Origin of the sequence: Halobacillus litoralis (assembly GCF_020171725.1) — a bacterium.
Lineage (GTDB): Bacteria > Bacillota > Bacilli > Bacillales > Halobacillaceae > Halobacillus > Halobacillus litoralis_F.
Genome location: NZ_JAIVAJ010000001.1, coordinates 101805 through 125362, shown reverse-complemented (window position 1 = coordinate 125362; position 23558 = coordinate 101805). Strand labels below are relative to the sequence as shown.

The following is a 23558-nucleotide window of genomic DNA, read 5'->3' as shown; positions in this document are numbered from 1 at the left end:
GAAACGAATTCGGCATGATTGACTATAGAAAAAAAGCCCATCGTTGTTTAGTAAACAAAAACCAAATCACTAACTACCGTCTTCGGCATAGGATACAAGGAGATAAGATCACAGAAAAGGAGACATCCGGCATGCTGACAGGATATCACGTAGCGGTCATAGGGGGCGATGCCCGGCAGATCGAGATCATTCGGAAATTAAACGAATGGAATGCCACCGTATATACAGCCGGGTTCGACCAATTGAATGAAAGCTTTACAGAAGCGACTGATCTTGAGTTCGACTCCAATCAGGTCGAGAAACTCGACGCGATCATCTTACCAATCCCAGGAACAGATGACAGCGGTCTGATTGACGGCATTTTCTCAAATCGGGTCATTCAATTATCGGAAGAGTGGCTGAAAAAAACACCAGAACATTGTCAAGTATTCACAGGAATTGCGAATTCCTATTTAAAAGAACTCATGGTTAAGGTGGGGCGTCCTTTACACCTTTTGATGAACCGGGATGATGTTGCGATTTATAACTCGATCCCGACGGTTGAAGGGACAATTATGCTGATCATCCAGCATACGGATTATACGATTCACGGGTCAACAATGATCATTCTCGGCCTCGGTCGAGTGGGGATGAGTCTTGCCCGGATTTTTGACCATATTGGAGCGGATGTATCCGTCGGAGTGCGGTCATCCAAAGCCGCTGCCCGTGTACACGAGATGGGGCTTAAAACGATTGATATGAACAAACTGGATCAAGAGAATATGGAATGTGACATCTTAATTAACACGGTGCCACACCTTGTTGTCGATCATCATGTGATCAAACAGCTTCCGTCGCACGCACTTATCGTGGATTTAGCTTCTAAGCCAGGCGGAACCGATTTTGACTTCGCTGAGAAGCGTGGCATCAAAGCTTTGCTCGCTCCAGGGCTTCCTGGCATCGTTGCACCAAAGACGGCAGGACGCATCATTGCTGACGTAATGTGCCGTATCGTGAAAGAGAAGGTTCGAAAGGAGAATGCAGATGAGTAATCTAAAAGGAAAAACGATCGGATTCGGGCTAACGGGGTCACACTGTACGTATCATGAGGTTTTTCCGATCATGCAGAAGCTTGTTGATATGGGGGCAACGGTCGTACCGATCTTGTCATACACGGTGCAGAAGACTGATACCCGGTTCGGTGAAGCAGAAGAGCATTTGGAAACCATCAAAAAGATTACAGGGGAAGAACTGATCTTGACCATCCCGGATGCCGAGCCGCTTGGACCGAAACGTCCACTGGATTGTATGTTGATTGCACCTCTGACAGGAAACTCGACCAGTAAACTGGCGAATGCCTTAACGGATTCTCCTGTCCTCATGGCTGCGAAGGCAACGTTGAGAAATGAAAGTCCCGTTGTGCTTGCCGTCTCCACAAACGATGCGCTTGGCTTGAACGGGATGAACATCATGAAGCTGATGGCAACGAAAAACATCTATTTCGTTCCGCTTGGCCAGGACCATCCTTACAAAAAGCCGAATTCGCTCGTTGCGGACATGACGTTGATTCCTGAAACGATCGAATCCGCACTAGAAGGCAAGCAGCGTCAGCCTTTGTTAATCGAACGTTATCCAAATTAATTTATTTTTTCTACCAGATGATGCGGTAATTATGATAGAATGACAAAAATAGCGACCTATTGCATTATTCACAACATTATTACATTTAGAAAAGGGGTAGAAATAGATGAGTTCATCCAACACGTATAACGTCGCCATTGTCGGCGCTACAGGCGCCGTCGGTCAAAAAATGCTCGAAACACTGGAAGATCGCAGTTTTCCGGTTAATCACTTGAAATTATTATCCTCCAGCCGTTCAGCAGGTACGAAGGTGAAATACAAAGGGGAAACCCTAGTGGTCGAAGAAGCGACTCCTGAGAGCTTTAAAGGAGTCGATATTGCGCTGTTCTCAGCAGGAGGCTCCGTTTCAAAGAAACTGGCACCTGAAGCCGTGAAACACGGTGCTCTTGTCATTGATAACACGAGCGCATACCGAATGGCAGAAGATGTACCACTTGTCGTACCGGAAGTAAACGAGGCGGACATTGAACACCATAAAGGGATTATCGCGAACCCGAATTGTTCGACGATCCAGATGGTGGCAGCCCTGGAGCCGGTCAGAAAAGCCTATGGATTAAGCCGGGTCATCGTCTCTACCTATCAGGCTGTTTCGGGCGCTGGGAACGAAGCCGCTGAAGAGCTGCGTGCACAGTCTCAAGCCTTTCTTGATGGTGAAGAGCTTGAAGCGAATCTTCTTCCAGTCAAAGGTGACGAAAAGCATTATCCCATTGCGTTCAACGCCCTCCCACAAATTGATATGTTCGAAGAGAGCGGCTATACATTCGAAGAAATGAAAATGATCAATGAAACGAAAAAGATCATGCATCAGCCTGATCTTTCTGTTGCTGCCACGTGTGTGAGACTTCCGTTCTTCACTTCTCATGCCGAAAGTGTATATATTGAAGTGGAGAACCAAAACGCTTCCGTTGAAGATGTGAAGCAACTGCTGGCCAACGCCCCTGGAATCGTTCTCGAAGACGATCCATCCACCCAGACTTATCCGACTCCACTCAGCGCTGCTGAGAAGCGGGACGTTTTTGTCGGACGGATTCGGAAAGATCCTGATCATGAAAATGGATTCCATTTATGGGTCGTTTCTGACAACCTGCTCAAAGGAGCAGCTTGGAACAGCGTTCAAATCGCTGAACGTGTGGTGGCGAACGGCTGGCTATAACCTTTTCGTAATTGAGGTGGCCAAATGAAGCTGCTAGTGCAAAAGTTTGGAGGGACCTCCGTCCGGGATACAGAAAGTCGTTCCCGGGCTAGGTCTCACATTGAAAGAGCCCTTGGTGAAGGGTATAAGGTCGTCGTAACCGTATCCGCTATGGGGAGGAAAGGGAGCCCCTATGCAACAGACACACTCCTCAGTTTAATCGACTATCCCAAGACATCCGCTTCACTGAGAGAAGTGGATCTCCTTATGTCTTGCGGAGAAACGATCTCTTCTATTTTATTTGCCCACGAATTGAATCAGGCAGGCATTAAATCGGTGTCCCTTTCTGGAGCCCAAGCCGGATTTTTAACCAATGATGATTTTACAAGAGCCAAGATCATTCAAGTGAACCCGTCTAGAATTCTTAAGGAGCTGGAAACCTTTGACGTCGTCGTTGTCGCAGGCTTCCAAGGGCAAACGCCGAATGGAGAAACGACTACGATTGGGCGCGGAGGCAGTGACACGACAGCTGCTGCATTAGGCGCCGCACTGTCCTCGGACTTTATTGATATTTATACGGACGTAGACGGCATTATGACGGCCGATCCACGAGTTGTAGAAAAGGCACGTGCCTTGGATGAAGTCACCTATAATGAAATTTGCCATCTGGCTCATCAGGGGGCAAAAGTGATTCATCCGCGGGCTGTTGAAATTGCAATGTACGCCAATGTCCCGATACGAGTTCGCTCGACTTACTCTGACCTCCCAGGGACATTAGTATCCGGGACGAAAGAGGACTCGAAGACAAGAGATGTGAAAGAAAGAATGGTCACCGGCATTGCCCACATGACAGGGTTGACTCAAATCAAAGTCCAATCTAAAGATGACCCATCCAAGCTACAGTCTGATGTTTTCAAGTCGATGGCACAGGCCGGGATTTCCGTCGATTTCATCAATATTTCTCCAAGCGGGGTCATCTACACCATCCACCAGATCTTTGAGGAGAAAGCGAAGACGATTCTGGAGTCGATGGGGTATGAGCCTGAGATTCGTAGAGGATGCTCGAAAGTTTCGACAGTAGGTGCGGGTATTGCAGGTATTCCAGGTGTGACCGCTACGATCGTTCACTCGTTGACTGAAGCAGGCGTTCAAATTTTGCAATCGGCCGATTCTCATACAACCATCTGGGTGTTAGTAAGAGAAGAGGATCTGATTCCGGCTGTCAATGCTCTACATGAAACCTTTCAATTGGATGAAGAAACCGTGAGAGGAGAAGTTCGCTCATGAAATTCGGAACCGTATTAACTGCCATGGTCACGCCTTTTCGCAATGATGACACCATTGATTTTGACAAAACAACCCAGTTAATTGAACATTTATTAGCAAATGGTACGGATGGCCTCGTCGTTGCTGGAACAACAGGAGAATCGCCTACACTCTCAAGTGATGAAAAGATTGCCCTCTGGAGGCATGTAGTGAAAGTCGTTAATGGACGCGTGCCCGTTATTGCAGGATCAGGAAGCAACAGTACGCAACATACCATTCAGTTATCCAAACAAGCTGAGAAAACCGGCGTCGATGCATTGATGATCGTAGCTCCGTATTATAATAAACCGAATCAAAAAGGCCTGTATGCGCACTTCAAGGCCGTCGCCTCAGCTGTCGAACTCCCCGTTATGATTTACAATGTCCCGGGACGCTCTGTTGTACGCATCGATCCTGAGACGGTGATTGCCTTATCGAAAATTGATAACATCGTTTCGGTGAAGGAAGCGACAGCGGATCTAGACGGGATGGCTGAAATCATTTCCAACACTTCTGATGACTTCAGCCTCTACAGCGGAGATGATCATCTGACGCTACCTGCCTACGCGGTTGGAGCGGATGGGATCATATCCGTGTCTGCGCACGTAATTGGAACCGAAATGCAAAACATGTTGAAGGAATTCGTTGACGGAAATACAGACGAAGCTGCTGCTCTTCACCGCAAATTGTTGCCCGTGTTCCACGCCATGTTTCAAGCACCGTCCCCTGCGCCAGTCAAAGCAGCACTGAAACACATTGGAATCGATACCGGGAGCATGAGGCTTCCTCTGGTAGCCTTAACTTCAGAAGAAGAAGAAATGCTCCGCCAAACGCTACAATCCGTAAAGACACCAGACGTTCAGAAGTAAATGATCGTTTGCAAAAGACCGGCATTTTCGAATGCCGGTCTTTTGCTATTCCACTTGAGCAGTTGTGGTGACAAAACGATTGCCATTCAATCCGTATGAGAGACGACCGTTCAACTCATACTACGGGAAAAGAGTGAAAAGGGGTCGTATTGATGAACATGAAAGATTCTCCAAACCAAGATGAAAAGCAGCAGGATCCATCCAAGTCGTCGATTGTAGATAAAATCCAGCAGCTCGGTCAGTCCTCCGTCCCTCAGCCATCTGACTCGAACATTCATGTGCTGCCTGTCATCGGACAGGTAGAGGGTCACGTACAGTTACCGGCACAAAATAAGACAACGAAGTATGAACATTTGATTCCTCAATTGATTGCGATTGAACAAAATCCGAAAATTGAAGGACTGGTTGTTTTGTTAAACACAGTTGGAGGAGATGTCGAAGCAGGACTTGCCATTTCAGAAATGATTGCCTCATTGTCGAAACCTACTGTATCCATTGTACTTGGCGGAGGTCACTCTATAGGTGTGCCGATTGCCGTTTCATCTGACTACTCATTCATAGCGGAGACAGCGACGATGACGATCCATCCGATCCGTATGACAGGTCTCGTCATCGGGGTTCCTCAAACGTTCGAATATATGGATAAAATGCAGGAGCGGGTCGTCAATTTTGTCACGCGCCATTCAAACATTGAAGAAGATACATTCAAAGAGTTGATGTTTGCAAAAGGAAACCTTACTCGTGATATCGGGACGAACGTGGTCGGACAGCAGGCCGTGGATCACGGATTGATTGATGCGGTCGGTGGGGTAAAAGAAGCGATGGAGAAGTTGAACGAAATGATCGACAAAAATAAAGATCATGAAAATCAGGTGATCCAATGACACTCTACACCCCGTTAAGCGAGCACGATATTTTTCCGAGAGAAGAAGCAGGGAAGGTCGTCTATCATCAGCATAAGCATTGTCCGGTTAAGTGTGTAGACGGGGGAGATGGACGTAAGCAGATCCTACAAGTCCTATCAACTGACCCGCTCCACTACATGGATCCAGAATTGCAACCGGGCCAATGGTTAGACTCGTAACGAAGGCATTCTAATGGTATAATATAGTCAGCTGTGACATGCGGGTTGACGGTCAGGAGAAGGTGGGAATCAATCCCGCCTTTTCTCTATTTTATTACGAATTGCAGTGTTAAGGTACGATCATTCAGCAGACACTGCATCAGGCTGAGTCGATCTGCATCGTACTTGGAGGTGAAAGCATGGCTAAAAAAAAGCGGAAATCAAAAAAACAGTCAGCATTTAAAGAAAATGTGAAATTCGAACTGATCGGGTTGCTCTTTTTATTCCTTGCCGTGTTTGGAAGCGGGGCCTCTGCGATTAGTGACGGAGCGATTCCCGGCGGTTTAGAGCGCTTCTGGCAGTTTTTATTTGGTGTATGGTATTTTGTCGCCTCAATCTTTTTCTTAGTGGTCGGCGTCTATTTGATGGTAAAACGAAAATGGCCATCTTTTCTACATAAACGACTAATTGGACTTTATATCATCCTTTTTGCCTTGATGTTGTTCACACATTTACAGACTCTTTCAAATGAGCTCACGACGACGAATGGTTCGATTCTGGCCATGACGTGGGATCGAATGACGCTCATGATGAGGGGAGAGGGAGCGTTTTACAGCATCGGCGGCGGATTAATTGGTGCCGTCCTGCTGTCGATTACCTATTACCTGTTCTCAGGCGCAGGGGCAGCCATAGTCTCGATCTTTCTTTTTCTCATCGGCATCGTCTTTATGAGTGAAAAGTCACTCGGAGATGTGCTTGGAAAAGGGTTATTGAAAATGAGAGCTGTAGGAATGGAACAACTGGCCCGGGTCAAAGAGAAACGGGAAGAGAAAAAGCAGCTGGAAGAAACGAAAGAAGAGACATCGGTGATTGATGTTCAGGGTACAGAGCCTGAGGAAGCAGAAACAGCTCCGGATGAAGAACCGATCATTCAGGACTTCACGGATCATACGAGTTATAAAGCAGAGCCCGAACCTGAAACGAAAGAAGAGGCGAAAGCTGAAACGAAAGAAGAAGCTGACGTGAATATTGAAAAGTCGATGCTGACGGCTGAACACGAAAACATGGATTATCAGCTTCCGAAAATCGACATTCTGGACGAACCGACATCCACGCAGCAAAGTCAGGGGCGTTCTCACATCCAGGCGACGGTCCGGAAATTGGAAAAGACGTTCCAAAGCTTCGGGGTGAAAGCGAAAGTGACAAAGGTCCATGTCGGGCCTGCCGTGACGAAATACGAAGTGTACCCGGATGTCGGCGTGAAGGTGAGTAAGATTGTCAATTTGAATGACGACCTTGCATTGGCCCTTGCCGCTAAAGATATCCGTATTGAAGCCCCCATTCCCGGAAAGTCTGCTGTCGGAATCGAAGTACCGAACCAGGAGGTCTCCATGGTGTCTCTTCGAGAAGTGCTCGAAACAGGTAAGTCGAAGCCCGAATCTAAACTGAGCTTTGCACTTGGACGAGACATTTCTGGTGAAGCTGTCATGTCTGAACTCAACAAAATGCCCCACTTGCTTGTAGCGGGAGCTACCGGAAGTGGTAAGAGTGTTTGTATCAACGGGATTATAACAAGTATTTTAATGCGGGCGAAGCCTCATGAAGTCAAAATGATGATGATCGATCCTAAAAAAGTAGAACTCAATGTGTATAACGGGATTCCTCATCTGTTGGCACCTGTTGTTACGGATCCAAAGAAGGCATCGAGGGCATTGAAGAAAGTCGTCTCAGAAATGGAGAGACGCTACGACTTGTTCTCTGATACCGGAACAAGGAACATCGAAAGTTACAACGAGTATGTCAAAAAGTATAATCAAGAGCATGAGGAAGATCAGCCGAAGCTTCCGTACATCGTCGTACTGGTCGACGAGCTTGCGGACTTGATGATGGTTGCTTCTAATGAGGTCGAAGATGCCATTACGCGGTTAGCCCAGATGGCCCGTGCGGCTGGTATTCATCTGATCATTGCGACCCAGCGTCCGTCCGTAGATGTTATAACGGGTGTCATTAAAGCGAATATTCCATCACGAATCGCATTCAGCGTATCTTCTCAAACCGATTCCAGAACGATTCTCGATTCCGGCGGTGCCGAGAAGCTTTTAGGACGGGGGGACATGCTGTTTACACCGGTCGGTTCCAACAAACCGACTCGTGTGCAGGGGGCCTTTTTGTCCGATGATGAAGTAGAGCGTGTCGTGAATTTCTGTGTGGAACAGCAGAAAGCGCAGTACCAGGAAGAAATGATCCCTGAGGAAGAGAGTGAAGTGAAGCAGGAAGTCGATGATGATTTGTACCCGGAAGCCGTGCAGATGGTCATTGAAATGCAAAGTGCCAGTGTATCGATGATTCAGAGACGGTTCCGTGTCGGTTATACACGGGCGGCGCGTTTGATCGATGCTATGGAAGACAACGGTATTGTTGGGCCTTATGAAGGAAGCAAACCGCGAAGTGTTTTAGTCACTCAAACCGAGGAGCAATCCTCTTAATCTAGTAAAAACCCCTGTCGATTTTTCGGCAGGGGTTTTTGTATGTCATTATTGTGGACCGGTAATAAATGAGCAGAATAATAAATGGAACGAAATCCCACAAAATACGTCCATTTATCCCGTATAAGATCAAAAAACGCTTTCAATTTGATGAATCTAGTGACAAAATCTAATAAAATGTCCTGATCCTATTTATTTATTCTTAGAAAAGTGTTATATTAATTTCGAAATATGATGTGTCGAACGTCAGATGTCAGATCTCTTAGAGATGAAAGCCCACAGGACTTGGAGTGAAAAAGTATGTCGATCAGGCAGGATACACGTCACTTGTATCTACAAGTGATAGAGCAAATCAAACGAGACATTGAAAACGGTATCTATTTAGAGAAGCAGAAGCTTCCTTCTGAATTTCAATTGTCAAAATCTTTAGGCGTATCCCGTGCAACATTGAGGGAGGCCTTACGAATATTAGAAGAGGACGGAGTCGTGACACGTCGTCATGGTGTTGGAACCTTCGTCAATCCGAAACCGCTGTTCACTTCAGGCATTGAAGAATTGAATAGTGTGACAGGCATGATTGCCGACTCGGGTATGACCCCTGGATCACAATATTTGTCTGCAGACCTTGTTGAAGCTACAGAAGAGGACAGAAGACGATTCGCTCCCGTAGAACTACATAATTTAGCCAAAGTGGAGCGTGTTCGTACAGCTGATGAGCAGCCAGTCGTTTACTGTGTGGACAAGATCCCGGAGGAACTGATTCCAATCGATCAGGTGCGCGAAGCCGATTCTTTGTTCAGAACATTAGAACAACATACAGGGAAGCGGATTGGTTATGCGGTTACCCACATTGAGCCGATCGGATTTCATGAACGCATTTCACCTGTATTGAACTGCGAACCCGATCAGGCACTACTATTACTGAAACAAATGCACTATTCAGAAGATGATGTACCTATGCTGCTTTCATCCAACTACTTCAGAGCAGATAAGTTCAGCTTCCATGTTTTAAGAAAAAGAGTGTAAGGGCTTTCATAAACGTTAGGGGGGTGAGGCCTGACAGAGAAACGTCGTTTGTTGCAGAACTTTTATGACTTAAACAACTTTAGGGGGTAATGTACTTGTTTAAAAATCGTTGGTTTATCATGTTCGCACTATTATTGTCTCTTGGTTTAGTATTAGCTGCTTGTGGTGGTTCTTCTGATGGTGGAGAAGATGAAGCTACTGGTAATGAAGGAGAAGGTTCATCAGAAGGATCTGGTGAAGAAGCGTCTGGCGAAAACGGCGACTTTTCCGTTGCGATGGTTACAGACATTGGCGGAGTAGACGATAAGTCCTTCAACCAATCCGCTTGGGAAGGTCTACAAGCATTCGGTGAAGAAAATGGTCTTGTTGAAGATGAAGGTTTTGATTATGCACAATCTGAAAGTGATGCAGACTATGTTACGAACTTGAACCGCCTAGTTCGTCAAGACTATAACTTGATCTATGGTATCGGGTACCTTCTGCAGCCGGCGATCGAAGAAGTAGCTGGACAGTATCCTGACACACACTTCGCAATTGTCGACTCCGTAGCTGAAGGTGACAACATTGCAAGCATCACATTTAAAGAGCACCAAGGTTCTTTCCTTGCTGGTGTAGCAGCAGCTAACAAGACTGAGTCTAACCAAGTTGGCTTCGTCGGCGGTGTTGATGGAGACTTGATCAACAAGTTCGAAGCAGGATTCGTTGCGGGTGTTAAATCTGTGAACCCTGAAATCGAAGTAGACGTTCAGTATGCGGAGAGCTTCGCAGCAGCTGACAAAGGTAAATTGATTGCATCCAACATGTATGACAAAGGCATCGATGTGATTTACCACGCTTCTGGAGCAACAGGTAACGGTGTATTCGCACAAGCGAAAGACATCAAGAACAATGACCCTGAAGCGAACGTATGGGTCATCGGTGTTGACCGTGACCAACATGAAGAGGGTGCTGTTAACGACACGAACGTAACCCTTACTTCAATGGTTAAACGAGTAGACATTGCTGTACAAGACGTTTCAACTCAGGCGATGAACGGTGAATTCCCTGGTGGCGAAGTCATTGAATACGGCTTGGAAGATGACGGGGTAAGCATTGCCCGCACAAACGAAGAAGCGATGACTGAAGAGATCATCTCAGCTGTTGAAGAGTGGAAAGAGAAGATCATCAACGGTGAAGTTGAAGTACCAAGCACGATCGAAGACCTTGAAACATATGTAAATTCTCTATAAGAAATGCTTCAGAAAGAAGGCTGGTTTCGGCCGGCCTTCTTTTTTTCATAACGCAAAATCATCAAATGAAGCGGCTCCGGCCCTCTTCATTTGGTGATTTTTTCAAGAGAAGGCACCGCTGGAAAATAAAGAGAGTGAGGGGAAGCGAATGGATTACGTAATTGAGATGCTGAATATACGTAAAGAATTTCCGGGTATTGTCGCCAACGATAATATCAACCTGCAGGTGGAAAAAGGTGAAATCCACGCATTGCTTGGAGAGAATGGCGCAGGGAAATCCACGCTTATGAACGTGCTTTTCGGTCTTTATCAGCCGGAAAAAGGCGAAATCCGCGTTCGTGGAGAAAAAGCGAATATTACAGACCCGAATGTTGCAAACGACCTAGGAATCGGGATGGTTCACCAACACTTTATGCTTGTGGATACGTTTACCGTAACCGAGAACATCGTACTTGGAAGCGAACCGAAGAAGATGGGTCAGGTTAACTTGAAGAAAGCGGAACAGGAAGTACAGGAGTTGTCTGAGCGCTACGGATTGAATGTAGACCCAAGAGCTAAAATCCGTGATATTTCAGTCGGCATGCAGCAGCGAGTGGAAATCTTGAAAACGCTCTATCGTGGCGCGGAGATTCTCATTTTTGACGAGCCGACGGCTGTATTGACACCGCAGGAAATCAAAGAGCTGATCGAGATCATGAAGAGTCTCGTATCAGAAGGCAAGTCGATTATTCTGATTACACATAAGTTGAAAGAAATCATGGAAGTGTGTGACCGCTGTACAGTTATTCGGAAGGGACAGGGAATCGGTACTGTTGACGTAAAAGAAACGAACCCGACTGAGCTTGCCTCCTTAATGGTAGGACGCGAAGTAAGCTTTTCTACTGAAAAAACGCCAGCAACACCAAAAGAAACGTACTTATCCATTCGCGACTTACGTGTTAAGGATGTACGTGGAGTCGAGATGGTGAAAGGTTTGAACCTCGATGTCCGTGCCGGAGAGATTGTCGGGATTGCAGGGGTTGACGGAAACGGTCAATCCGAGCTGATCGAAGCCATTGCAGGTCTTCGCAAAACGGAATCAGGTGACATCAAGCTTCATGATAAAGTCATTACGAACTTGAGTCCTAGAAAAGTCACGCAGTCCGGTATCTCACATATTCCACAGGACCGACATAAATTCGGATTAGTCCTGGACTTTCCGATTGGAGAAAACATGGTTCTTCAGACCTATTATGATAAACCGTTCTCGAAGAATGGGGTCATGAGCTTCAAGAACATTTACCAGAAGGCGAACGAGTTGATTGAAGAGTATGATGTTCGTACACCAGATGCCTACACGAAAGCTCGTGCTTTATCAGGAGGGAACCAGCAGAAGGCGATTATCGGCCGTGAAGTCGACCGTTCTCCGGATTTGATCATTGCAGCACAGCCTACTCGTGGACTAGACGTCGGGGCCATTGAATTTATCCATAAACGCTTGATTGAAGAGCGTGATAAAGGGCGTGCGGTTCTTCTTCTTTCCTTTGAGCTGGAAGAAATCATGAACTTAAGTGACCGTATTGCGGTTATGTTCGATGGTCAAATTGTATCAGAAGTGAAGCCGGAGGAGACGAATGAACAGGACCTTGGTCTTCTCATGGCAGGAAATACGACAGCGAAGGCAGGTGGAGAGTAAATGCTATTTTCCAATCGAGTTATCAATATTTTGATACCGATCATCTCGGTGTTATTAGGCCTGCTTTCAGGTGCTATCATCATGCTTGTTTTTGGATACAACCCCGTCACAGGTTATGCTGCTCTATGGAACGGTGCGTTCGGTGACAGCTACTTCCTGGGAGAGACGATCAGACAGGTCACGCCTTATATCTTGTCTGGACTTGCGGTCGCTTTCGCCCTGCGTACAGGACTATTGAACATCGGGGTAGAAGGTCAGGTCATCGTAGGATGGCTCGCATCTGTGTGGGTCGGGATTTCGTTTGATCTTCCGATGATCCTTCACCTCCCACTTGCTCTTGTTGTAGCAGGGATCGCAGGTGCCATCTGGGGAGGTATTCCCGGATTACTCAAAGCTAAACTAGGGGTTCACGAAGTTATCGTTACGATCATGATGAACTACATCGCCCTCTACATTTCCAATGAGATGGTGAGAAGCGTGCTTACAGATGGAGACGACCGTACGGCCGAAATCGCCCCGACTGCTTCCCTTGCATCGGAGTGGTTGGCTAGTATGACGTATTTCTCCCGCCTTCACTACGGAATTTTAGTTGCTCTGTTTATCGCAGCGGTTATGTGGTTTGTATTGAACAAGACGACGACTGGGTTTGAGCTTCGTTCTGTTGGATTCAACCAAAATGCATCGAAATATGCAGGGATGAACGTAAGTAAAAACATTATTTTAGCCATGGTCATCTCCGGTGCATTCGCCGGTTTGGCAGGAGCAATGGAGGGGCTTGGAACATTCGGCTATATGAATGTGAAATCAGGCTTTACCAACATCGGTTTTGACGGAATCGCCGTCGCCTTACTTGGTGCAAACACGGCGCTTGGTGTCGTACTTGCCGCGTTCCTGTTCGGTACGCTTAAAATCGGTGCACTGAACATGCCGACAGAGGCCGGAGTACCGACAGAGCTCGTTGAGATTGTTATTGCACTTATCATTTTCTTTGTAGCTTCAAGCTACATCATTCGATGGTTATTCTTACGTTTCAAAAAGGAGGGGAAGTAAATGGGGATTATTGACATCATTGCATCAATCATACCAGCGGCCATGGTGTACGCTGCCCCTCTGATTTTTACCGCCTTAGGTGGCGTGTTCAGTGAACGATCGGGGATTATCAATATTGGCCTTGAGGGTCTTATGGTCATGGGAGCTTTTGTAGGCGTCGTTTTCCACTTAACATTTTATGATACGTTTGGAGCGGCAACACCGTGGATTTCGATCATAGCTGCCGCCGTCATCTCCGCTCTCTTTGCTTTGATTCACGCTGTTGCTTCTATTACATTCCGTGCTGATCAGGTGGTCAGTGGTGTTGCCATCAACTTCCTGGCACTTGGAATTGGCTTGTTCCTTACAAAGCAGTGGTACGACAAAGGACAAACCGACATGGTAGAGCGACCGTTTTATGCTGTTGATGTTCCATTCTTAAGTGACATTCCGATCATCGGTGAGTGGTTCTTTTCTGGGTGGTACAACACGTCCTATCTGGCGATCGCGCTTGCTTTAATCGTATTCTTCGTCATCTATAAAACGCCGTTCGGACTTCGTCTTCGTTCAGTCGGTGAACACCCGATGGCTGCAGATACGAACGGAATTAAAGTGTACCGTATGCGTTACATTGCTGTTATGCTTTCCGGTGCCTTCGGTGGCCTTGGAGGATCGGTTTATGCTCTTACCGTTGCCTTGAACTTCTCTCATTCCACGATTGTAGGACAGGGATTCATGGCCCTTGCAGCGGTCATTTTCGGAAAATGGCACCCGCTTGGTGCACTCGGAGCTGCAATCTTCTTCGGTTTTGCACAGTCCTTAAGTATTTTCGGTTCAGGACTTCCACTACTTGAAGATGTACCGCAAATCTTCTTACTCATTGCACCATACGTATTGACGATTCTGGCACTAGCTGGATTCATCGGTCGTGCAGAAGCTCCGAAATCTCTCGGAGAACCGTATGTAAAAGGAAGCCGTTAATTTACGTCTGCTCAAAATAGATGCCGGGTAACAGGGTTGATATTAAATGGTTGGGCGTTATGAATAAACCCGGGAGATGCATGGCAAACGGTGCATCTCCCGGGTTTCGTTTCGTTAAGTGAGAATGGGCTTTCAGGGACTCTGCTTGTTCTTGATACAACTGGGATCTTCATAGCAACGCGTGTTCACACCGCAGTGCTTTCACAAGCCTTCTATCAACGATCAATTCAAATGGGCTTAATTTTTTACATTTCGAATCATATACCTTAGCATAAGATATACGGATGAAGGATTCTTCAAACGTCCATACTATAGAAAAAGAAGTAGAGGAGGATGAGCTATGAAAGTATCAGAAGAGAAATTGTATAATAAACAAGGGTATCGTTTACATATTTTACCTAGTAACAAGTACAAAACGATTACGATTGTAGCCAAATTAAAATCCCCATTAAAACGAGAAGGGATTACAGAGCGGGCGTTGCTGCCGCATGTTTTACAAAAAGCGACAAACAATCATCCCAACATCCGTTCATTGCAATCCGCATTTGAAAACCTATATGGTACAGCGTTATCAAGTGACGGCTCGAAGAAGGGTGAAAACCATGTCATCAGCTTCCGGATGGAAGTGGTCAATGAGGCGTATTTGAACGATTCGGAACCGATTCTGGAAGAAGCGTTCAAGCTTTTCCACGAAGTGTTGTTTGATCCGAAAACAGAAGGTGACGGCTTTGATCCAGAGATTGTAAGCCGTGAAAAACAAACGCTGGAGCAGAAGATTACATCGATCAAAGATGACAAGATGAGTTATGCGAATGTAAGGCTGATGGACAACATGTGCGCGGGAGAGGCTTATTCCCTACATGTTCATGGTTATCAGGATGACCTTTCATCCATTACACCGAAAACGCTGCATGATTACTATCAATCGATGATTCAAAACGATTTACTCGATGTTTACGTCATTGGTGACATTGACGAAGCACAAATCGAGCAGATGACGGATCAGTATTTTTCAAGATCTAATAGTTCCAATGACGATAATGATCAGGTTGCTGAAGTAAAAGAAGTAACCGAATCCAAGGAAATCGTAGAGCGGGAAGAAGTAAACCAAGGTAAACTTCACATCGGATACCGTACGTACACGAAATTCGGAGACGATGATTATTATGCGCTTCAAATATTCAATGGCATCTTCGGCGGCTTCCCAAGTTCGAAGCTGTTTATGAATGTAAGGGAAAAGCATAGCCTTGCCTATTATGCGGCATCCAGGTTCGAAAGTCACAAGGGGCTGCTTCTTGTCTTCAGTGGTGTGGATCCGAAAGACTATGACCAGGCTAAGACGATCATTCTTGAGCAGATGGAAGCGATGAAGAATGGCGATTTCACTGAAGATCAAGTGAATGAAACTAAAGAACAAGTCATCAACCAGCTGCAGGAAACGATGGATAACGCGAACGGGCTGATCGAAGTCCTTTATCATCAGATGATTTCCGGCGCGGAAATGCCTGCCGGTGACTTGATGGAGAACATACGTAAAGTAACGAAAGAAGACGTCGTCAAAATGGCGAATAAAATCAAACTCGATACGATCTACTTCTTAACGAGCCTAGAGGGAGGGGAATAATCGTGGAAGAATTAGTGTATCAACAATTAAATGAAACCGTATATAAGGAAACATTAGATAACGGTCTGCAAGTATTTCTATTAAGCAAGCCGGAAATGGCCAAAACGTTCGGTATATTCACGACGAACTACGGGTCGATCGACCAGACGTTCACTCCAATTGGACAGGACGAGCAAGTCACCGTGCCAGAGGGAATTGCCCACTTTTTGGAGCACAAGCTATTTGAAAAAGAAGACCGTGACGTATTTCAGGATTTCACGAAGCTTGGAGCATCCGCGAATGCATTCACCTCTTTTACAAAAACAGCTTACCTATTCTCGGCTACAAGCCACATAGAAAAAAACGTAGAGACCCTGCTTGATTTCGTGCAGGATCCTTACTTTTCTGAAGAGTCTGTCGAGAAGGAAAAAGGGATTATTGCCCAGGAGATCCGCATGTATGACGATCAGCCTGACTGGCGCTCTTTCTTTGGCACCATTCAAAGTATGTATCATCAACATCCGGTCAAAGTCGATATTGCCGGAACTGTGGATTCGATTCAAGAAATCACGAAAGACGACCTTTATACGTGTTATGAAACGTTTTATCACCCGTCTAATATGACACTGTTCGTTGCCGGTAATATCGACCCTGATGAAATGATGACTTTAATTCGTGATAATCAGACGGCAAAGGAATTTCCTGAAGCGCCTGTCATTAATCGTTCTTATCCAGATGAACCGGTTGAAGTATCGGAGAAGCATCAGTCGATTACCATGCCGGTCACAACGGCCAAAGCCATGGTCGGCGTCAAAGAAAATGTGAAAGAACTTACCGGCAAAGAATTACTTCGTGCAGAACTGCTGTCCGAAATGATACTTGATTTTTACTTCTCAAGAAGCGGTGCGTTCTATGAAGAACTGTATAGAAACGATCTGATCGATGACAGCTTCTCCTTTGAAACCGAACTCGACCGCCAATTCGGTTTTACGATTCTTGGTGGAGATACGAGAAAGCCGGATGAAATGACGAAACGTGTTAAAGAGATGCTTCACGAACTGAAAGACGCAAGCATTTCAGAAGAAGATTTCACTCGTATGAAGCGGAAGAAAATCGGTCAGTTCATGCGTGCTCTTAACTCCTTAGAATTCATTGCAAATCAATTCACTCATTACGATACACTCGGTGGCGATCTTTTCGATGTCCTGCCGGTCATTGAGTCACTGACAACAAAAGATGCGGACGAATACTTGAAGCATTGGATCAAAGAAGAAGCAATCTCTGTATTCCAAGTAAAACCACAAGATGCGTAAACGCAGCTTAATCATTGGAGCAAGTGGGGCGATCGGCAGTGCCGTTACGCGTGAACTCGTCGACAACGGTTGGTCTGTCGCCCTTCATTACCATTCCAACGTGAAGAAAATGGAAGATTTGGAAGGGGTCGTTCCTTCAGATCAATGGATAGGCATGTATCAGGCTGATCTGTCTCATCCCGACGGCATATCTTCCTTTCTGAAAGAGCTTGAATCTGAGTGGGACGCTGTCGTTTTCGCAGGGGGTCATGCATGGAACGGTTTATTTCAGGACATGACGGTCGAGGAAATGGATCGTTTATACTACGCCCATGTTCAATCTGTATGGCGTATAGCCAAACATGTGCTGCCTGCCATGATCGAGAAAAAAAGCGGGAACATGGTTGTGATTTCTTCTATTTTTGGTGAAGAAGGCGCAAGCACAGAAGTCGCTTACAGTTCTGTAAAAGGAGCGCAGTTGAGTTTCGTCAAAGGGCTGGCTAAAGAAGTCGCTCCAAGCGGAATTCGAGTCAATGCTGTGACACCCGGTTGGATTGAGACGAAAATGAATGCCCATTTAACTGATGAAGACACAGGACTCTTAGAGGAAGAGATCCCACTGGGGCGGGCTGGTACACCTGAGGAAGTAGCGGGAGCCGTCCATTTCCTGTTGAGTGCACAGGCTGGTTACATTACAGGACAAACCATTAAAGTAAATGGTGGATGGTCATAATTTCATGAATAAAATCGTTACGCTTCTCTCATACTAATGGTGAACATTAATAGAGGAGGTAACAGTCATGTCTGTTCTAGATAACTGGGGTTCATGGAAAGACTTCTTGGGTGACCGTCTGCATCAAGCGGAAGGTCAAGGTATGGAAGATGGCGCCGTGAACGAATTGGCTTATGAAATCGGGAACTATTTAGCAACATCAGTTGATGCTAAAAACGAGCAAGAAGCCGTTCTTCGCGACCTTTGGAACGTAGCCGATAAGAACGAACAAAAGGCGATCGCCGCTATGATGGTGAAGCTTGTTCAGAACGAAGGCAACCAAGCCTAAGGCATGAACCGCACAGAGAATCACTCTGTGCGGTTTTCTTTTCCCATGCAAAGCGATAAAAATATTGAAAATTCCTTAGCTTGTGCTTTCTTATTCCATAAAAATCATTTATGATGATACATAGGTAGTTTCCATCTTGTTAAACAAATTTCGACAATAACTTCCAGAGGAGTTGTGCTATGGAGAAGAAAGAGTGGTACCTTGAATATGAAATCCAATACAACCGCCCTGGACTTCTAGGAGATATTTCGTCTTTACTCGGAATGATGGCGATCAATATTGTCACAATTAATGGAGTAGAGAACTCTCATCGAGGAATGCTTCTCTTGTGTAAGGATGAAGAACAAATCACCCGCTTAAAGTCGATCCTCGATACGATGGATACGATTAAAGTGACCAAATTAAGAAGACCGAAACTGCGTGACCGTTTGGCGGTCAGGCACGGGCGTTACATACATAGTGATGTAGATGATCGTAAGACCTTTAGGTTTAACCGCGAGGACTTAGGGCTTCTTGTCGATTTCATGGCTGAGTTGTTTATGAAAGAGGGGCACAAGCTCGTCGGGATTCGAGGGATGCCTCGTGTCGGCAAAACGGAGTCCGTCGTCGCAGCGAGCGTCTGTGCCAACAAGCGATGGTTGTTCGTTTCAAGTACATTATTAAAACAGACCGTAAGAAATCAGTTGATTGATGAGGAGTACAGTGAAGATAACCTCTACATCATCGATGGGATTGTTTCGGCCAGAAGAGCGAGTGAACAACACTGGCAGCTGGTTCGTGAAATTATGCGACTTCCGGCTACAAAGGTCATTGAGCACCCGGATATTTTTGTTCAGGAAACAGAATATAAAATGGATGACTTTGACTATATTATTGAACTTAGAAATAATGAAGATGAAGAAATTACGTACGAAACGGTAGAAAAGCCAAGCATGTCCATGAATGATGGGCTTTCTATGTTTGATTTTTAAAACGATGGATGGTGTTACACATGGAGATGGATATCGGAGCAAGACTCAAAGAAGCAAGAGAATCGAAAGGGTTGTCGCTCGATGAGGTCCAGCAGACAACTAAAATACAAAAAAGGTATTTGAATGCCATTGAGCAGAATGAATTCGATACGCTGCCGGGCAAGTTTTACACGCGTGCTTTCATCAGAGAGTATGCTTCTGCTGTAGGGTTAAACCCTGAAGAAGTCATGGAAGAGCACAAAGGGGAGCTTCCTTCTTATGAAGAGGAAGAGATCGTTAAATACAGCAGGGCTCAGAGAACGCAGCAACAGACGACGAAGAGCAGCTCAGGTAAAGCGACCAGTCTTTTCCCAAGAATTCTGACGGCTGTAGCCGTTATTGCCGTAGCCATTGCGATTTATGTTTTCATGGTTAACTCCAATGGATCAGCTGACGACAGTGCGCCTGCAGACGATGGACAGAACGATGCTATCGAGCTGCCGCCTGAATCCGAAGACAGCGGTGAAGAAGCGGATGATTCAACGTCTGAAGAAGCAGAGGAAGAGCCAGCTGAAGAAGCTCCTGCTGAGCCCGAAGCAGAAGAGGAGCCGGAAGAACCTGCTCAGCCTGAAGTGGCAATAGAACTTACCCAGGAAGGCACTGGCGACTTCCCGGAGCATGTTTACACGGTAACAGGTGTGACAGAGCAAACGGCGACGATTGAGTTGAGTGGTGCAGCATATCTGGCGGTTCAATCTCCTAAGGGGGAGGACTTGATCACAGAAGGCATGTACGATGCTGAAGATTCACCGATTTCGCTTGATTTTACTGGGAAAAATCAGCTGTATGTGAAGACAGGAAGTGCTCCAACTACGTCCGTCATCATTAACGGTGAACCGGTGCCTTACCCAGACCCGGGTTACTCTACACAAAAACTTTTATTGAACTTTGAGCAATCCAACTAAGTAATGGCTGCCTAAGAACATCAAACGAATTATTTCGTTGTTCTTGGCAGCTTTTACTACTTTTAGGAGTGAGAACGTATGAATTTGCCGAATAAAATTACATTATCAAGAATTTTTCTAATCCCGATTTTCATCGTATTGATGACAGTCCCATTCGATTGGGGCGTCTACGAAATGGGGGAGAGGGACCTTCCTGTCTCTCACATGATAGGGGCTTTATTATTCATCATAGCCTCTACAACGGACTGGATTGACGGTCAAATCGCAAGGAAATATAACATGGTCACGAACCTAGGGAAGTTTTTGGATCCGCTGGCGGATAAACTTCTCGTTAGTTCAGCTTTGATTCTGCTTGTTGAAATAGGACTTGCGCCTGCATGGGTCGTCATTGTAATCATCAGCCGTGAGTTTGCTGTAACAGGTCTACGCCTCGTGGCGGCTGGCGAAGGTAGTGTGCTTGCTGCAAGCCAGATGGGGAAACTGAAGACGACCCTGCAGATCCTTGCCGTATCCCTTCTGTTGCTGCATAATTGGCCATTCGCGTTCGTTTCGTTCCCTGTCGGTACAATTGTGTTATATGCGGCGCTATTTATTACAGTGCTATCCGGTTATGATTACTTCAAGAAAAACTGGCACGTAATGAGAGATTCCAAATGAAGACAGAAATGATTGCTGTCGGAACGGAATTGCTTCTTGGCCAGATTGTCAATACGAACGCACAGTGGCTCTCCAAGCGGTTAGCAGCCATCGGGATGCCGATGTATCACCAAAGTGTCGTGGGAGATAACTTCGATCGTGTCTATAAAACGTTCGAACAGGCTCACGAGCGTTCAGATGTCATCATTGTCACAGGTGGATTAGGACCGACAGAAGATGATATGACACGTGAAGCTGCTGCCCCGTTATTTAAGCAGAAATTGATTGAGCATGGCCCATCTCTGGAGAAGATTTCATCTTATTATGAATTGAACAATCAGAAGATGACACCGAACAATCGCAAACAGGCCCATGTATTTGAACAAGCCGAGGTGCTCTTGAACGAAGAAGGGATGGCTCCCGGTCAGATCGTCACGGTTGACGGCCGGATTTGGGTTTTCCTCCCCGGTGTTCCTGGAGAAATGAAAACCTTAATGAACGAACATGTCCTCCCGTATTTCTCCCGCACATTCCAGTTGAAGTCTGAAATCATGTCTGAGATGATGCGGTTTATCGGAATTGGTGAATCTACGCTTGAAGACGAGCTTCAAGATTTGATTCAGACACAGACGAACCCAACAATTGCTCCGCTGGCATCTGAGGGGGAAGTGGGGCTGCGTATTACAGCGACAGGGGATACAAATGAAGAAGCCAAACAATTGATTGTGAACATGAAAGAAGAAATTTTAAGCCGTGTCGGCTCCTATTATTATGGAAGTGATGATATCACGATAGAAGAGAAGGTGCGTGACATGCTTAAAGAGAAGCAGTGGACCGTTGCCTCAGCCGAGAGTTTGACAGGAGGTTTGTTCGCGGAGCGTATGATTGCCCTCCCAGGCGCGTCCTCTGTATGTCAGGGCAGTCTCGTGGCTTATACACCGTTTATGAAGGAGATCCTTGTTGAAGTACCTAAATTTATTATTAAGGAATTTGGGACGATCAGCTATGAATGTGCGGAAGTCATGGCTTTGAATACTCAAAGCCTTCTACATGCAGACATAGCGGTCAGCTTTACCGGTGTAGCAGGTCCTGATTCAAGCGAAGGCAAAGAACCGGGCACGGTGTTTATCGGTCTTCAAATCGGGGAAAGGAAACCCGTAGTGCGTGAATTCCATTTTAATGGAAGTCGTGAGAAAGTCCGTCAGCGGGCTGTCAAAAAAGGCTATGAATTAATTTTTCACAGCCTGAAAAAGTAGATTTCACTCATCAAACACATGCGAAAAGCTATTTTTGCCTTAGACAAAATGGAATTTTCGCATGTGTTTGTTTATGAAAAAAAGGGAACATTTATTCGCTTTTTTGTTGTGTATTAAACTAAAACAAGTTATGATAGGATTAGAAAATTTGAAAGGCGGTATATAATGAGTGATCGTAAACAAGCACTTGATATGGCTCTACGCCAAATAGAAAAACAGTTCGGTAAAGGTTCTATTATGAAACTTGGTGAGAACGCGGAGCAGAGAGTAAACACGGTTCCGAGTGGCTCGCTTGCCCTTGATGTGGCGCTTGGTGTTGGAGGGTATCCACGCGGAAGAATCGTAGAAATCTACGGCCCTGAATCTTCTGGTAAAACGACAGTAGCACTGCACGCTATTGCAGAAGCACAGCGCCAAGGTGGTCAGGCTGCTTTCATCGATGCTGAGCATGCGTTGGATCCGGTTTATGCACGAGCGTTAGGTGTCAACATTGATGAACTACTACTCTCTCAACCTGATACGGGGGAACAGGCGCTTGAAATCGCAGAAGCGCTTGTACGAAGTGGTGCAGTCGATATGATTGTCATTGATTCGGTGGCAGCGCTTGTACCGAAGGCTGAAATCGAAGGGGAAATGGGGGACTCCCACGTTGGACTTCAAGCTCGTCTGATGTCACAAGCTCTTCGTAAACTTTCCGGTGCAATCAATAAATCCAAAACAACGGCTATTTTCATTAACCAGATCCGTGAAAAAGTCGGCGTCATGTTCGGAAGCCCTGAGACAACACCGGGTGGACGTGCTCTGAAGTTCTACTCTTCTGTACGTCTTGAAGTACGTCGTGCCGAAACACTGAAGCAAGGCAATGAAATGGTCGGGAACAAGACCCGTCTTAAGGTTGTGAAGAACAAGGTCGCTCCTCCATTCAGACAGGCAGAAGTGGACATTATGTACGGAGAAGGAATCTCCGCCGAGGGAGAACTTGTTGATATCGGAACCGATTTGGATATTATTCAAAAGAGTGGTTCCTGGTACTCATACAATGACGAACGTCTCGGACAAGGACGGGAAAATGCGAAGCAGTTCCTGAAAGAAAACCAGGAAGTGTACAACGAAGTGAAGAAAATCATCCGCGAGCACTACGGAATGGACACAGGTGCTGAGGCGGACGAAGCAAAAGAAGAGAGTCAAGAATCACTGGATGTATAATGAACAAAAAGAGCAGTACCTCTGGTGCTGCTCTTTGTTTACATAAAGAATAGAGTTCGGTCTAGTGGACGGAGACGTTTCCATTATTAGATAGAGCGGGGCCGCATGAACAAAGGTAGTCCAATTTTAAGTTCCACTTAAAACTTAGTAGCAACTCCGAATCTCATTTAAAAA

Annotated in this window: 22 protein-coding genes; all 22 read left to right on the top strand. The window is 45.9% G+C overall.

All coding sequences use genetic code 11. The features are described 5' to 3' along the window. The first annotated feature begins 131 nt into the window (after positions 1 to 131). The 22 genes from dpaA to recA all read left to right on the top strand — a co-directional run bounded on the left by dpaA (position 132) and on the right by recA (position 23384). Complete coding sequence (dpaA, locus tag LCM20_RS00630; protein WP_225193488.1) at positions 132 to 1031, top strand: dipicolinic acid synthetase subunit A; 900 nt, start codon at positions 132 to 134, stop codon at positions 1029 to 1031. After that, positions 1024 to 1620, top strand: coding sequence for a dipicolinate synthase subunit B (locus LCM20_RS00625; RefSeq protein ID WP_225193487.1), 597 nt, complete (start codon positions 1024 to 1026; stop codon positions 1618 to 1620). The genes dpaA and LCM20_RS00625 overlap by 8 nt, the downstream gene beginning before the upstream one ends. A gap of 106 nt (positions 1621 to 1726) precedes the next feature. Continuing rightward, positions 1727 to 2773 (top strand): aspartate-semialdehyde dehydrogenase, encoded by a 1047-nt coding sequence (gene asd / locus LCM20_RS00620; RefSeq protein WP_225193486.1) that lies wholly within the window; start codon positions 1727 to 1729, stop codon positions 2771 to 2773. A 24-nt stretch (positions 2774 to 2797) separates the two neighbouring features. After that, on the top strand, positions 2798 to 4039 hold the full coding sequence (gene dapG / locus LCM20_RS00615) for an aspartate kinase (protein ID WP_225193485.1): 1242 nt from the start codon (positions 2798 to 2800) through the stop codon (positions 4037 to 4039). Beyond that, a complete protein-coding gene (gene dapA, locus LCM20_RS00610) occupies positions 4036 to 4926 on the top strand; it encodes a 4-hydroxy-tetrahydrodipicolinate synthase (protein WP_225193484.1) in 891 nt (296 codons plus the stop codon). The genes dapG and dapA overlap by 4 nt, the downstream gene beginning before the upstream one ends. 152 nt (positions 4927 to 5078) lie before the next feature. Then, positions 5079 to 5810: a ClpP family protease gene (locus LCM20_RS00605; protein ID WP_225193483.1), complete on the top strand. Its 732-nt coding sequence runs from the start codon at positions 5079 to 5081 to the stop codon at positions 5808 to 5810. Continuing rightward, positions 5807 to 6010, top strand: a complete 204-nt coding sequence (locus LCM20_RS00600) for a YlzJ-like family protein (protein WP_225193482.1) — start codon at positions 5807 to 5809, stop codon at positions 6008 to 6010. Before LCM20_RS00605 ends, LCM20_RS00600 begins: the two co-directional genes overlap by 4 nt. Positions 6011 to 6189: 179 nt before the next feature. Continuing rightward, a complete protein-coding gene (locus tag LCM20_RS00595) occupies positions 6190 to 8475 on the top strand; it encodes an FtsK/SpoIIIE family DNA translocase (protein WP_225193481.1) in 2286 nt (761 codons plus the stop codon). Positions 8476 to 8775: 300 nt separating this feature from the next. Further along, the gene (locus tag LCM20_RS00590; RefSeq protein WP_225193480.1) at positions 8776 to 9501 is read left to right on the top strand and encodes a GntR family transcriptional regulator; all 726 of its coding nucleotides are present in this window, start codon (positions 8776 to 8778) and stop codon (positions 9499 to 9501) included. A 119-nt stretch (positions 9502 to 9620) separates the two neighbouring features. Then, complete coding sequence (locus LCM20_RS00585) at positions 9621 to 10730, top strand: BMP family lipoprotein (protein WP_225194174.1); 1110 nt, start codon at positions 9621 to 9623, stop codon at positions 10728 to 10730. 148 nt (positions 10731 to 10878) lie between these two features. Next, positions 10879 to 12405: an ABC transporter ATP-binding protein gene (locus LCM20_RS00580; RefSeq protein WP_225193479.1), complete on the top strand. Its 1527-nt coding sequence runs from the start codon at positions 10879 to 10881 to the stop codon at positions 12403 to 12405. After that, complete coding sequence (locus tag LCM20_RS00575) at positions 12406 to 13455, top strand: ABC transporter permease (RefSeq protein WP_225193478.1); 1050 nt, start codon at positions 12406 to 12408, stop codon at positions 13453 to 13455. Next, the gene (locus LCM20_RS00570) at positions 13456 to 14415 is read left to right on the top strand and encodes an ABC transporter permease (RefSeq protein ID WP_225193477.1); all 960 of its coding nucleotides are present in this window, start codon (positions 13456 to 13458) and stop codon (positions 14413 to 14415) included. 340 nt (positions 14416 to 14755) lie between these two features. Beyond that, positions 14756 to 16039: an EF-P 5-aminopentanol modification-associated protein YfmF gene (gene yfmF / locus LCM20_RS00565; protein ID WP_225193476.1), complete on the top strand. Its 1284-nt coding sequence runs from the start codon at positions 14756 to 14758 to the stop codon at positions 16037 to 16039. Between the two features lie 2 nt (positions 16040 to 16041). Next, positions 16042 to 17331, top strand: coding sequence for an EF-P 5-aminopentanol modification-associated protein YfmH (gene yfmH / locus LCM20_RS00560; RefSeq protein WP_225193475.1), 1290 nt, complete (start codon positions 16042 to 16044; stop codon positions 17329 to 17331). Continuing rightward, positions 17324 to 18043 (top strand): elongation factor P 5-aminopentanone reductase, encoded by a 720-nt coding sequence (gene ymfI, locus LCM20_RS00555; protein WP_225193474.1) that lies wholly within the window; start codon positions 17324 to 17326, stop codon positions 18041 to 18043. The genes yfmH and ymfI overlap by 8 nt, the downstream gene beginning before the upstream one ends. Before the next feature lie 67 nt (positions 18044 to 18110). Next, a complete protein-coding gene (locus LCM20_RS00550) occupies positions 18111 to 18371 on the top strand; it encodes a DUF3243 domain-containing protein (protein WP_225193473.1) in 261 nt (86 codons plus the stop codon). 179 nt (positions 18372 to 18550) lie between these two features. Beyond that, positions 18551 to 19342, top strand: a complete 792-nt coding sequence (locus LCM20_RS00545) for a DUF3388 domain-containing protein (RefSeq protein ID WP_225193472.1) — start codon at positions 18551 to 18553, stop codon at positions 19340 to 19342. A gap of 8 nt (positions 19343 to 19350) precedes the next feature. Continuing rightward, complete coding sequence (locus tag LCM20_RS00540; protein ID WP_225193471.1) at positions 19351 to 20286, top strand: helix-turn-helix domain-containing protein; 936 nt, start codon at positions 19351 to 19353, stop codon at positions 20284 to 20286. A 78-nt stretch (positions 20287 to 20364) separates the two neighbouring features. Next, on the top strand, positions 20365 to 20943 hold the full coding sequence (pgsA, locus tag LCM20_RS00535) for a CDP-diacylglycerol--glycerol-3-phosphate 3-phosphatidyltransferase (protein ID WP_225193470.1): 579 nt from the start codon (positions 20365 to 20367) through the stop codon (positions 20941 to 20943). After that, positions 20940 to 22178, top strand: coding sequence for a competence/damage-inducible protein A (locus LCM20_RS00530; RefSeq protein ID WP_225193469.1), 1239 nt, complete (start codon positions 20940 to 20942; stop codon positions 22176 to 22178). Before pgsA ends, LCM20_RS00530 begins: the two co-directional genes overlap by 4 nt. A gap of 165 nt (positions 22179 to 22343) precedes the next feature. Further along, positions 22344 to 23384, top strand: a complete 1041-nt coding sequence (gene recA / locus LCM20_RS00525) for a recombinase RecA (protein ID WP_225193468.1) — start codon at positions 22344 to 22346, stop codon at positions 23382 to 23384. Positions 23385 to 23558 lie beyond the last annotated feature (174 nt).